Consider the following 12,951-nt stretch of genomic DNA (forward strand, 5'->3'; position numbering starts at 1 on the left):
GTACAGCTCAAATTAACTAGAAATTTTTATCGGAAGCCAGCATACAAGGAGGAATTTTTTTATGACTACATCAACTATTTCAACGAATCGATCCAGTTTATTGAAAAAAGCGATCCAAGAAAGATTACCAGAATATCAAGCACTTGCCTTGGATATCCATCAACATCCAGAAGTGAGCAATTACGAATTTTATTCATCTGCTGCTTTGATTCGCCAATTAGAAAAAGAAGGCTTTACAGTTGAAAAGGAGGTCGCTGGACACCGTACAGGATTTGCTGCTAGCTATCGCTCAGATAAGCCAGGTCCGACGATTGCATTTTTAGCTGAATTTGATGCACTTCCTGGAATTGGACATGCGTGTGGACATAATCTTTTTGGAACGTATTCTGTATTAGCCGCGAGTATCATTAAGAAACAAATTGACGAAATTGGTGGTGAGATCCGAGTGTATGGAACACCAGGGGAAGAAGGAGGAGAGAATGGTTCAGCGAAAGGGAGCTTTGTTCGTGAGGGATTATTTGACGATGTGGCGGCTGCTTTATGTGCTCATCCAGCTTACCGTTACGGAAAAACAACCGAATCGCTAGCTAATGATCCAGTTGATATCAAATTTTATGGAGTTGCTTCTCACGCTGCTGCAGCACCCGAAAAGGGAGTAAACGCATTAGAAGCACTGATCCAAGTTTTTAATGGTATCAACGCACTACGCTTACAATTACCTAAAGATGTCAATATCCATGGGATCATCACTAACGGCGGAGTTGCTGCTAACGTCATCCCTGAATATGCTGCAGGACGTTTTTATTTACGTGCTGGCAATCGCCAAACATTAGATATAGTCTTTAAAAAAGTGGAACAAATCGTGAAAGGGGCTGCGTTGAGTACGGGCACAAGCTATGAATTTGGTTTGTTTCAAAATGCGGTAGATCATATGATTCCGACACCTTCTTTCGATGAGTTGTTTTTTACACATGCAAAAGCAGCTGGAGTTCCAGAAACGGAAATCGATGTAACAGAAAAGACCAGCTTAGGGTCCTCTGATGTAGGGAATGTCAGTCAAGTGATTCCGACGATTCAACCAACTATTTCGATTTCAGATGAGTATATCGCTGGACATTCGAAAGAGTTTAAAGCAGCCGCAAAAAGTGAAAAAGGGTTGGCATCGATCGCCATTGCAGCAGAACTATTAGCGGCTACCGCTTTAGATTTATTCGAACAACCAGCTTTATTGATAAAGATTCAGGAAGAACACCAACAACTTTTAGAAAAAAGTCAATTAACTGGTTCGACTTTTTAAATAAATAATGATTTATGATTTGAAAAAAATAGTCATTTTGTATTGACAAAAAATCTCGCAGAAGGTAAACTTCATGAAAGTCAACTTTTCACATAGTAGCGTTTCAGGTGTTTTGTTCAGAAAGTCGGTGGTAGCTGCGAACCGATCAAGCCGAAATGTCGAATTACATGAAAAGGAATAAAAACTAAATAGTTAAATCAAAGTGAAAAACAGAACTGTTTTTAATTAAGGTGGTACCGCGGAGTCATTCGTCCTTAGTTGAAAATAGTTCTTTTTGTTTGATTAGAGGGGGAAATGCCCATGAATTGTGGCGGAGTCATTCGATATCTATTCTTTTTTAGTACTTCGATTAACTAAAAAAGGAGAATGATTATGAAGAAAAAAGGAAAACCGAGTTTTAAAGAAGCTGTATTTGTCTTATTGGTGATTGTGGCAAGTATAGCAATTGGGGTTGTCGGATTAAAATTATCACCAAACATTACGATCTTAGCAGCAATTGGAATGATCATGCTTTACGCTGTAGTGAAAAGATACCCAACAGAGTGGTTACATGAAGGAATTATCAATGGAATCAAACCGGGAATCATTCCGATTTTTATCTTTATATTAGTCGGCGCACTGATTGCGGTGTGGATCCAAGCAGGAATTATCCCGACACTTATGGTTATTGGTTTTAAATTGATAAGTGTCAAGTGGTTTGTTCCTTCTGTATTTGTTGTTTGTGCTATCGTCGGTAGTGCAGTAGGGAGTGCTTTTACTGTCATGTCAACGATTGGAATCGCATTTTTCGGTATTGGTACGACATTAGGAATTAATCCAGCGTTAGTCGTGGGATCAATTGTTTCAGGTGCTGTTTTTGGAGATAAAATGTCTCCTTTGTCAGAGTCAACCAATCTAGCCGCAGCAATCGTTGATGCCGATTTATTCAAGCACATCAAACATATGATGTGGTCTACGGTTCCAGCTTTTGTCGTTTCCTTCTTTTTGTTCATGGTTCTTGGACACACAAATAGAGAAACTAGTCTAACGGCTATCCGAGAAGTCACTGATATTCTGGAAGCAAACTTTACAATTTCTTTTTGGTCGTTGATTCCCTTGTTCTTAATGTTATTATGTGCTTGGAAAAAAGTACCAGCTATCTTGACTATTCTATTAAATATAGCTGTGGCGGTGGGGATGATCTTTATTCAGAATCCGCAAACTTCTCTTAGTAGTTTAGCGACAGTGATTGAATCTGGATTCGTTGCAACTACTGGCAATCAACAAATTGATTCATTACTTAGTCGTGGTGGGATCGAAAGTATGATGCCAACTGTTTCTTTGATCATTTTAACATTATCACTTGGTGGATTACTCATTGAATTCGGTTTGATTTCAACTGTTATGGATGTCGTTTCTAAGAAAATGACCAATACACCAAAATTGATTTTCACCACATTGATGACAAGTATTGGTGTCAATCTCTTTATTGGAGAACAATTTTTATCAGTTATCTTACCTGGGAATGCGTTCAAAGAAACTTACCAGAAAGCTGGGTTTGACCCAACTGTTTTAGGTAGAACGTTAGAAGATGGTGGCACAGTGATCAATTACCTTGTACCTTGGGGAATTGCGGGCAGCTTTGTAGCTAGTACCTTTGGGATTCCAACCCTCACATACTTACCATTTGTCTTTTTCAGTTTACTCTCACCAGTTTTTTCAATGGTTAGCGCCTTTACTGGATTAGGGTTCGAAAAAATAGACGAAAAGCCGAATGGAACGCTTGGTATCGATACAAACGAATAAACTCTCGGAATATTTGAATCAAAAAAACGCTCAAAACAGCAATGTTTCGGGCGTTTTTTTTTACGATATACTTATTTTTGTTCTTCAATCAACTTCTTCATTTGTTCGATTTCTTTTTCTTGCGCTTCGATGATGTCGTTTGCTAATTTCTTGACTTCAGGATCTTTCAAATTGGCACGTTTACTGGTTAAAATAGCAATCGAATGATGAGGGATCATGGCTTTCATCCAAGCGACATCACTGACTGTTGTTTGACTACGGACCATAAACAAAGAACCGGCAAATACTAAGACACTTACCCCTAAAATGATTTTGTTCAATGTTTTATTCTCATACATTTTCCACATAAATAAGAGCATGATGATCGCCATTACAGCGCCCATCATCAATGCCATGAACACCCGTGTACGACTAAAGAAAAGATGATCGATCGAGTAGACATTCAAATACATCATACCAAACATGATGACGGTCGATACCCCAATCATTAATAAAAATTTCCAATACTTTTTCATTTAAAAACACTCCTTTTATTTTTTCCCCAACTTTTATCTTCTCAGCTTACAAAAAAACAAGCAACTAAATTGATTGGTACAACTTAGTTGCTTGTTTTTGGCTTAAGGAACTCAAGCTATTTATAGGGCTTTTAAGCAAAGATATCATTTTTCTTGCGGTAGCTAAAGAAAATCACCAAGTAAAGAAGGGCAGTCAATAATGTCACACCAATTGAATTAGTGAAGAAGATTCCCACAAAGATCAATCCTAAAACTACGATTGCTAATAAGTTTACCCCTTTTTCAAAAAGAGAACCTTTCTTTAAAGCAAGGATAAAGGCTGCAATACTGATCATAAGCCAGATGACTAAGACAGTGTAGGAAAGAGAACCAGCCAAATAGCCAAATAGTTTGTCACCAACAAAGTAAGAAAGAACAACGCCTAAATATAAAACACTTGCGCAAAATAATACGGAACGTTGTGGAACATGGTGTTTATTTAAAACAGATAGTTTTTTTGCTGCCCCTTTTTTGTCTTTTAAACGGAAATACAGCAAACGTGAAGAAGCATATACACCTGAGTTGATGGAAGAAAAGAGCGCTAAGATGATCACAAAGTTTACAAGATCAGCGGCAAATGGAATATGCATTTTTTCAAATACCATCACAAATGGGCTAGCAGATGAGTTTGCCAAGGTATCCCAAGGGAAAATGATTAACAACAAGAACAATGGAATGATATAAAATGAAATGATTCGTCCCATTACTCCACGAATTGCCTTAGGAATCGCTTTTTTGGGATTGTCGGCTTCACTTACTGTGATCGCAATCAATTCTGAACCACCATAAGAATAAATAACTACGAGTAACGAGTTGACGATTCCTTTCATACCATGAGGGGCAAAGCCACCATGATCCGTAATACTGTTTAGTGTAGGAAAGACCCCAATGTCAAACATTTGATGACCTACCAGGTATATCCCGAAGATAATCAACAATATGATTACGCTGATTTTAGCAAATGCCAACCAATACTCAGTTTCAGCAAATAACCGCACAGAATATAAATTAATCAACGTTGTCAACACGGCTAGAATTAAGACAAAGGTCCAAGGTGGAATCGTTGGAAACCATAATTGTAAGAAGGATGCTGCCGCTACAGCTTCGGCAATAATATTGATCGTCCATAATGAATAGTAAACCCAGTCGATAAAGTCAGCAGAATGGGCACCTAAAAAAGGTCGAACAAGCCCCGATAATCCATGCTGGGTATCCCCGTCATCTAAAACTAATTTACCAAGACCATTCATTACGATGAATAAAACAGCCCCACCAATCAAAAAAGCAATCAAGACACCAGGACCGGCAATCCCAATAGCTTCGCCACTTCCTTTAAATAGTCCCGCACCAATAGCACCCCCCAGTGCTAGCATCGTGATGTGTCTGGAACTTAGTTGTTTTTTTAGTTTGTTTGTTTCAGTTTTCTCCATAAGCAACCCCTTTTCTAAGACTAAACTATTGACGGCGAAACAATCGCAGTCAAATGATTGATAACTATATTAAGTAGAAAAATAACTTTTTATATCATAGCAAATTATCTGACAATTTCAACAATTCTGTAAATAAAAATTTCTACTTTAATGAAAACATCATATGTTTGTCATAAATTTCCTATGTAAGCGTAAAACTTGATAGTAGGAGCAAACCCTAATAAGAGAGCGTTTTGTTTGTCTTTTCCTAAGGGAAGAAATTATGATAGCAAAAAATCACTAATTTTCATGTTACTATTGAATTAATCAAATGAACCATAATGGTCATAGGAAAGTGAGGAAACCAGAATGTCAAAATTGCCTATCTTATTGGTTGCAAAAGATAAAGCGTTGTATTTTTTACCCTCGATTGATTCATTAGATGTCATTTCGGGAAAAGATTTATTAGATCCAGTGTATTTTAATTTTTTCCACCCCAAATTGAAAGAATATGAATTGATCGTTTTTTTAGATTATGGATTCGAAACGGAAATAGCTGCGAAGATCCGCCCTTATACAACAGCTAAAATCGTTTTATACTTTTGGAATCATTTGAAAGAAGAGGAACACTTTAGAATGCTTCAACAAGCACAAAACGAATCGGCCGTCGATGAAATATACCATTTTGACCGGATAGAGGCGCAAAAACTTGGATTACGCCACAATAGTTCATTTTATTCTAAAAAGATGAAGATTCCTCAGGTGGAAGTCACTTCTGATTTGTTTTTTGGTGCCACTGATAATGGTCGTAAGGAGCTAGCAGAGAGCTATCGCAAGGAATTTGAACAGCGTGGACTTACAACCAATTATTATATTTTACCTTCACGAGGAAATGAGCAGGCGAATTATCTTTCTTACGCAGATTATTTAGCATTGACCGCACAATCACAAGGAATTTTAGAACTCATGAGAGCAGGACAAAAAGGAGTCACTTTACGAACTTTTGAATCTAGTTTTTTTGAGAAAAAGTTAGTGACTGACAATGAAGCAATTAAAAGCTACTATTTTTATAATCCTCAAAATATCTTTTTACTGCAGGAACGAAATTTGGATGAATTGCCGGAATTCCTGCATTCACCTTTTCAGCCAGTTGATCCGAACATTTTAAACTTTTTTGATGTCAATAATTGGGCTCAAAGGTTTTTATGGCTAGATAAAGTAGACTTTGAAAAGTATGAGTATCATAAAGAAGATTAAGAATGTATGGGTGAAAAAGCGGGGGAATTTTTTAGAAAAACAGTCGTTCTTTTAACGATGTAAACCTTTTCTCATTATACCAGATAAATCGCTTCCTTTTACGTTAATTATTTCAGTGGTAGCCGTAATAGTTGATAGTTATTTCTTCCTATTTAATAGTAAAATAGGCTCCATAGGTTTAGTTGGCGTATCAGATATAATAAATGTATCGTCATTTGTTTAATATCTGATCGTTCAACAAGCGGATCTTTTGGTTTGATGGAGGAAAAATGAATAGATTAGAACGAAAAAAAATAATACAAGTGATTTTAGGGACAAGTATGATTGCATTAGCGATCACATTATTGATCACTGCACATAAAGGCGCAGATACGATCAGTGTTTTTTTATTAGGAATGTTGACGTTGATCGATATTCCCTTTTGGGTAGCTAGTTTGTTGTTTAATGCAGTAGTGTTAGGAATCGTTGCTATCTTCAATCGAAAAGAATTAGGGATCGGTAGTTTAATCAATGGTTTTGGATTGGGATTACTGATTGGACAGATTGAACCATGGCTAAATAAACTTTCAGTTAACATGACTGGCTATTCGATCATGGCAGTTCTTTTAGCTCCTATTTTATTTGGGGTTGGAGCGGGATTATATGTTTCTTCAAATAAAGGATCTGCCGCACTAGAAGCACTGACTCAATTGCTTTATAAATTTACGGGATTCAGTTTAACTTTTATTCGGATCGGTTTAGATGCACTAATGGTCGTTGTAGGCGTATTATTAGGTGCCCCTATTGGTATCGGAACACTTCTATGTGTACTAGCGATTGGACCAATCTTTGGATTAACACTAAAGCAATTGAATAGAATTTAAACGTGTGAAGCAATTCTGTGCGAATCGAACACCATTTATATATCTATTACATAGAAAGAGTCGGATTGATGTCCAGACTCTTTTTTGTTTTGTTTACTAATGATTCAGTTTAATGAAAAAAATAAAGAGAAAGTCTATTTTTGTTCAAAAAGTTGAACGATAACAAAATAAAAAAACAAAAAACAGCATTATTATTGTGCCGATTTTCTCTGAAAGTCCATCAGACAGCTGGATAAAGTGATTAAAAAAACGGATACATATTAAATAAGGTAAGACTTTTAAGAAGTAATTAAACCAATATTTTAGTTTATTTCGGATTTGACGATACAAAACGCAAAAAGATAAACAAAAAACAGATGTTAAAATTTCTTATACTCAAACCATAGAAAAGAGGTGAAAACGAATGAATCATTTACCTATCAATACAGGTGATACAGCATTTATGATTTTATGTACCGCAATGGTTTGCTTGATGACTCCTGGCTTGGCATTTTTTTATGGCGGGTTGGCACGGAAAAATAACATCACAACTATTATGGCACAGTCGTTTCTTTCAGTAGGAATAACAACTTTGATGTGGATATTTGGTGGTTTTGGATTAGCTTTCGGTAGAGATATCGGTGGACTAATTGGTAATCCAGCTGACTTTTTTTTAATGAAGCATGTCTCTAACGCACCTAATTTATTACATGGAGCAACGATTCCTTTTTTGATGTTCTTTTTATATCAATTGATGTTTATCGTAATCACCGTTCCATTGATGACGGGGGCCTTTGCTGGAAGATTGAATCTTAAAGGTTATGTTTTGCTTTTAATTTTTTGGAATCTTCTGATTTATTTCCCTGTTTGTCACTGGATATGGGGAGGCGGATTTTTAGCACAATTAGGCTTCCGAGATTTTGCTGGTGGTGCTGTCATCCATACAACTGCAGGTTTCGGCTCGCTGGCATGTATTTTGACACTTGGACAAAGAAAGATTCCTACTTCTAAACGATCAGGACATAGTAGTTTGATGGCAGCAGCTATTGGAACAGGTCTTCTTTGGTTTGGCTGGTTTGGATTTAATGCTGGAGGGGCACTCCGAGCAGATTACCAAGCGGTCAATGCTTTTGGTTCAACTTTTGTTGCGTTGGCATTTGCGATGATGACGTGGTTGATCTTAGCGAAAATCAGAGGGAATGGTTTTGATTTTGTCGACATTTTAACTGGTTCTGTCGCTGGACTTGCAACAGTTACACCGTGTGCAGGCTATATCAATCCAAGTAGTGCCATCATCATCGGAATCATTGCCGGAATTGTTTGTCAGTATGCTGTTGCATTTCGTAAGAAGAAAAATTGGGATGATGCACTTGATGTATGGGGTGTACATGGCATGGGTGGTTTTACTGGAACCATCTTAATTGGGCTTTTTGCTACAAATGCTCATTTGCTCTCTGATTCACAAAGCTGGTTCCTATTAGGTGTTCAAATCATCGGTGTTTGTCTAGTTGCCTTATACGCTTATGCGCTCACAGCAGGTATCTTAAAGAGCATCATGTGTCTAACGATCATCACGACGACGAAAGAAGAACAAGAAGAAGGATTAGATTTCACGTTTTTTGAAAATAAATAAATTAAATATAGTAGAAAAGAGGAAGTTTCATGCAAGAAAGCAAAGCGAAAATTCCTGCGAAGAAATTAACATTTTTTGGCTTTTTAGCCATGACGATCTCAATGGTTGTTTCACTTTATGAGTACCCAACATTTGCGACATCGGGCTTTAGTTTGGTTTTCTTCCTGTTGTTAGGCGGTTTGTTATGGTTTATTCCGGTAGCATTATGCGCGGCTGAAATGGCAACTGTTAAAGGCTGGGAAAAAGGCGGTGTCTACACTTGGGTAAGTCGCACGCTAGGTAAAAGATTTGGATTTGCTGCTATCTTTTTCCAATGGTTTGAAATCACAGTTGGTTACTTAACGATGCTGTATTTCCTGACAGGAGCATTATCTTATGCAACAGGAATCTCTGCTATCCAAAATAATAAGTTTTTGAAATTAGCGATTCTTTTAATTATTTTTTGGGCTATTTTATTGTCTCAATTAAGAGGGACAAAATATACTTCATTGATTGCTCGGATCGGGTTTATTGCAGGGATCTTGTTACCAGCACTAGTTCTATTCGGATTAGGTATCCACTATGTGGCTTCTGGCGCACCCTTACAAACGACACTATCAATGAAAACATTGATACCTGATTTTTCCAAATTACCAACATTAGTCGTTTTTGTTTCATTTATTTTAGCGTATATGGGGGTAGAAACTTCTGCTAGTCATGCAAATGAAATGGAAAATCCTAAAAAGAATTATCCACTAGCGATGTTCGTATTAGTTATATTAGCGATTATTTTGGATACATTTGGTGGATTGACAGTGGCAACAACTGTTCCTCAACAAGGATTATCACTCAATACAGGGGTTATTCAATCTCTTGAATTTTTATTGCGACACATTGATCCTAGTCTTGCTTGGATTGCAAAAATTCTTGCTATCTTAGTGTGCTTAGGGGTTATTGGAGAAATTGCATCATGGGTCACTTCACCATCTAAAGCCTTACATGTGGCTGCCGAAGAAGGTTTATTACCTGCACATTTTGCGAAAGAAAATGCTTATGGTGTACCGGCAAACTTAATGATTGCTAATGGGATCGTTGCATCCATTTGGGCAACTGTCTTTACATTAAGTGGTGGCGGAAATAATTTATCCTTCCTTGCAGCTATGTCACTAACAGTAGTTATCTATTTGATGCTGTATTTTATGTTTTTTATTGGCTATTTAAAATTAGTTTACAAAGATGATTCATTAGAACGGGCTTATCAAGTGCCAGGTGGAAAAGTTGTCAAAACTATTGTCGCTTGTTTAGGATTATTGACTTCACTATTTGCTTTTTGTATTTCTTTTGTACCACCTTCAAGTATTGCTGCAGGCCAACATGGAATCTATGAAACGATTTTAGTCATTTCATATCTCATTGTTGCAGTTATTCCTTTTACGATTTATGCATGTCGTCATAAATTTCAACATGCAAATAATAAATAAAAATTGAAAGCTGGTTATTAAAATGGATGTCAAAGAATTAGAACAATTGATTGGGAAAAATTTCCACTACTATCAAACAGGACATGTAGCAGATTATATCCCAGCGCTTGCGCAAGTAAATCCGGAACAATTAGGAATGGCAATTTATGATTTGAAGAAAAATCAATTAATCGAAGCGGGTGATTCGCAAGTTCGTTTTGCGATTGAAAGCATGTCAAAAGTCCCCGTATTATTGTTAGCAATCCAAGATAATGGCATCGATAAAGTCTTTCAAACGATCAATACAGAACCAACAGGTTTTGCTTTTAACTCGATTTTGAATATGGAACTCAATCATCGTCATCATCCAATGAATCCATTTGTGAATGCTGGTGCGATTGCAACCACTTCTTTGATTGCCGGAAAAGATCCAGAGGACAAATTCAATCGTATTTTAGCTTTTATGAAAGAAATTTGTGATGATCCTCAAATTACATTGAACGAAGAAATTTATCATTCTGAATCAAGAACTGGGGATATTAATCGCTCCTTGGCTTATTACATGAAAGGTAATCAAATGATCGACGGAGATGTATCAGAAATCCTCGATGTGTATTTTAAACAATGTTCAGTAAATGTGACTGCTAAAGGGATTGCCAAGTTAGGCGCTGTCTTAGCGAATAAAGGTATTGCTCCTTGGAGTGGACAACAAATCATTACAGAAGAAAGCGCAACGATTGTCAAATCAATTATGACAACTGCAGGATTGTACGATGAATCAGGGGAATTTTCTGTTCATGTCGGTGTTCCAGCTAAAAGTGGTGTCGGTGGGGGCCTAATGGTAGCTGTTCCTAATTATTATGGCATGGGTGTTTTCAGCCCAGCATTAGATGCTTTTGGTAATAGCGCAGCTGGAATCCAACTTTTAAAAGATGTTGTCGAAAAACTCGATGTTGATATTTTTGACTAAAATTAGCGAGAAAGTATTAAGCAGAATGATGAAAGACAGATTCCTCCTTAGTTGAATCTTTTTTACTCGATGCAAAAAATGCTTCACTGTCATTTATTTATAGTTAATGATTGGTTTGTTCGGGCTGGGAAGAAGCTTTTTCCCAGCTCAGACTTTTTTATTTTGTTTTTGTAAACGTTTTCCTTTTAAGGAAATAAAAAAAATGGGTTTTAAGTAATATGTTTAAATAAGTATATATATAAATTAGAGGAGCGAAAAAGGCATGTTGGAAAATTACATTGAGCGGAATATTTCGAGAAAAGTCTATCTTTGTGAGCAATTATTTGAATTTCAAGAAATAGATATCGAATATATTGCCAAAATGTTAGGTGTGACAATGCCTACTGTGTTACACGATCTTGAAAGTATCACCGAATGTTTAGAATATTGTATCGAAGACATTAAGCGAGAAAAGCATATCTATAGAGTCATATTTAAACATGGTATTGAATTATCAGAGTTAACACAGTTTTTATATGGACAATCGTATTTTTTAAAATTTTTAAGTTATTATTTTAGAGGGCAATTCACTAGTACAGAATTATCAGATCTTGAGTTTATCTCTTTAAGTAAAGTTTATACGATCAAAAAGACAGTTTTAGATTTCTTTAAAGCTAATTCCTATTTAAGAAATAAACAAATTATCATTCCTGAATTTGACGTGCGAAATCTTTTACTTTCCTTAGTAAGATACATTAATTGGGAAGGGTATGAAAATAAAAATCATCAAGTAATAGATGCTTGTCACCAATTGATTGATTTTGTCGAAACACATTTTTTCAAACGAAGATATTCTGAGGAAGATAGATTTTTGATTGTTCGAGGAATTGAAATAGCGATTGGACGTAAAGAATACCCTCTTTATTTTGATGAAGAAGATAAAAAGTCAGCTGAAAAAAAGCCTTTATTTCATATTGTTAGCCAAGGGTTAGCTGAACAAAAAGAACATTTAGATATACAAGAAGAAGACGTGTATTATATTTTTTCGTTATTTAACACACGAAATTATACGAACGAAAATATGGAATTATTGAAAAAAGATTTTGAAGTTGTTTATACCAGTTTCATTGAAAACACGCCTTGTCTCCATGAGCTAATCGAAAAAATTGTAACTAGAATTGACAAAAATTGTAAAAATGATTTTATTTTAAAAAAATCATTTTTACAGTTTATTCGTACGATCTGGGCAGATGGTCAAGTATTTCTCCCTGATCAAATCTATTTATTAACTACTGCAGAAAAAAAACTGTATGAGGATATCATAGTTATTCTCAATGATTGGAAGGAAACATACTATCCAAAAGTAAGATGGAATCACAACTTGATCAGAAAATTTGTCAAAAGTATGACCTTGATTACAGACGAAAAAGAAGAACAACCTACTGAAATTTTCATTGTGGCTCCTAGTGTTGTAAAGCAAATTTTTTATCGTGAACTACTCATGTCCGAAATGAATGAATATACTGAACTGAATCCAATGATTTATCATTCGTTAGAAGAATTACCAGATGAATGCTTGTATTTTACGCAAAGAATCGTGTATTGTGATTATACTGTATATCAATGTGGATTTGACACTGAAAACACGAGGGTGATACCAATTTCTTTGAACAGGAAATATGAGCATCTTAATACCACATGGTCGGTTGTTTCAAATAAAAAGCACTTATAAACAGCAAGAATCAAATAGCAATAATCGAAAGTGGGCGTTCAAGAAGGAAGTGAA

10 protein-coding genes are annotated in these 12,951 nt (G+C 36.0%); 8 read left to right on the forward strand and 2 right to left on the reverse strand.

What is annotated here, in order from left to right:
• Window positions 1–61 precede the first annotated feature (61 nt).
• Together IGJ23_RS02905 and nhaC are read left to right on the forward strand one after the other, a co-directional pair.
• Complete coding sequence (locus tag IGJ23_RS02905) at window positions 62–1,297, forward strand: M20 family metallopeptidase (RefSeq protein ID WP_438774606.1); 1,236 nt, start codon at window positions 62–64, stop codon at window positions 1,295–1,297.
• Between the two features lie 372 nt (window positions 1,298–1,669).
• Window positions 1,670–3,082 (forward strand): Na+/H+ antiporter NhaC, encoded by a 1,413-nt coding sequence (gene nhaC / locus IGJ23_RS02910; RefSeq protein WP_438774607.1) that lies wholly within the window; start codon window positions 1,670–1,672, stop codon window positions 3,080–3,082.
• Window positions 3,083–3,153: 71 nt separating this feature from the next.
• On the opposite strand, the gene IGJ23_RS02915 is transcribed toward nhaC, so the two are convergent.
• Both IGJ23_RS02915 and IGJ23_RS02920 read right to left on the reverse strand, forming a co-directional pair.
• Window positions 3,154–3,597: a DUF305 domain-containing protein gene (locus tag IGJ23_RS02915; protein ID WP_034699754.1), complete on the reverse strand. Its 444-nt coding sequence runs from the start codon at window positions 3,595–3,597 to the stop codon at window positions 3,154–3,156.
• A gap of 131 nt (window positions 3,598–3,728) precedes the next feature.
• Complete coding sequence (locus IGJ23_RS02920; protein WP_010719900.1) at window positions 3,729–5,066, reverse strand: amino acid permease; 1,338 nt, start codon at window positions 5,064–5,066, stop codon at window positions 3,729–3,731.
• A 348-nt stretch (window positions 5,067–5,414) separates the two neighbouring features.
• On the opposite strand from IGJ23_RS02920, the gene IGJ23_RS02925 reads away from it, so the two are divergent.
• The 6 genes from IGJ23_RS02925 (at window position 5,415) to IGJ23_RS02950 (ending at window position 12,897) form a co-directional block, all read left to right on the forward strand.
• Complete coding sequence (locus IGJ23_RS02925) at window positions 5,415–6,302, forward strand: hypothetical protein (protein ID WP_010738325.1); 888 nt, start codon at window positions 5,415–5,417, stop codon at window positions 6,300–6,302.
• 269 nt (window positions 6,303–6,571) lie between these two features.
• On the forward strand, window positions 6,572–7,165 hold the full coding sequence (locus IGJ23_RS02930; protein WP_053765862.1) for a YczE/YyaS/YitT family protein: 594 nt from the start codon (window positions 6,572–6,574) through the stop codon (window positions 7,163–7,165).
• A gap of 403 nt (window positions 7,166–7,568) precedes the next feature.
• Complete coding sequence (locus tag IGJ23_RS02935) at window positions 7,569–8,777, forward strand: ammonium transporter (protein WP_438774608.1); 1,209 nt, start codon at window positions 7,569–7,571, stop codon at window positions 8,775–8,777.
• Window positions 8,778–8,806: 29 nt separating this feature from the next.
• Window positions 8,807–10,237, forward strand: coding sequence for an amino acid permease (locus tag IGJ23_RS02940; RefSeq protein ID WP_010738322.1), 1,431 nt, complete (start codon window positions 8,807–8,809; stop codon window positions 10,235–10,237).
• Window positions 10,238–10,259: 22 nt separating this feature from the next.
• Window positions 10,260–11,186 carry a glutaminase A gene (gene glsA / locus IGJ23_RS02945; protein ID WP_010738321.1) on the forward strand — a complete coding sequence of 309 codons (927 nt, stop codon included), beginning with the start codon at window positions 10,260–10,262 and terminating at the stop codon, window positions 11,184–11,186.
• Between the two features lie 262 nt (window positions 11,187–11,448).
• Window positions 11,449–12,897 carry a hypothetical protein gene (locus IGJ23_RS02950; protein WP_438774609.1) on the forward strand — a complete coding sequence of 483 codons (1,449 nt, stop codon included), beginning with the start codon at window positions 11,449–11,451 and terminating at the stop codon, window positions 12,895–12,897.
• Window positions 12,898–12,951: the final 54 nt, after the last annotated feature.

It is taken from the genome of Enterococcus sp. DIV1682a (genome assembly GCF_051711005.1).
GTDB classification, from domain to species: Bacteria; Bacillota; Bacilli; order Lactobacillales; family Enterococcaceae; genus Enterococcus_B; species Enterococcus_B hirae.

Coding starts and splice junctions, on each gene's coding strand:
- IGJ23_RS02905 (WP_438774606.1), top strand. CDS start 62: ATGACTACATCAACTATTTCAACGAATCGATCCAGTTTATTGAAAAAA.
- nhaC (WP_438774607.1), top strand. CDS start 1,670: ATGAAGAAAAAAGGAAAACCGAGTTTTAAAGAAGCTGTATTTGTCTTA.
- IGJ23_RS02915 (WP_034699754.1), bottom strand. CDS start 3,597: ATGAAAAAGTATTGGAAATTTTTATTAATGATTGGGGTATCGACCGTC.
- IGJ23_RS02920 (WP_010719900.1), bottom strand. CDS start 5,066: ATGGAGAAAACTGAAACAAACAAACTAAAAAAACAACTAAGTTCCAGA.
- IGJ23_RS02925 (WP_010738325.1), top strand. CDS start 5,415: ATGTCAAAATTGCCTATCTTATTGGTTGCAAAAGATAAAGCGTTGTAT.
- IGJ23_RS02930 (WP_053765862.1), top strand. CDS start 6,572: ATGAATAGATTAGAACGAAAAAAAATAATACAAGTGATTTTAGGGACA.
- IGJ23_RS02935 (WP_438774608.1), top strand. CDS start 7,569: ATGAATCATTTACCTATCAATACAGGTGATACAGCATTTATGATTTTA.
- IGJ23_RS02940 (WP_010738322.1), top strand. CDS start 8,807: ATGCAAGAAAGCAAAGCGAAAATTCCTGCGAAGAAATTAACATTTTTT.
- glsA (WP_010738321.1), top strand. CDS start 10,260: ATGGATGTCAAAGAATTAGAACAATTGATTGGGAAAAATTTCCACTAC.
- IGJ23_RS02950 (WP_438774609.1), top strand. CDS start 11,449: ATGTTGGAAAATTACATTGAGCGGAATATTTCGAGAAAAGTCTATCTT.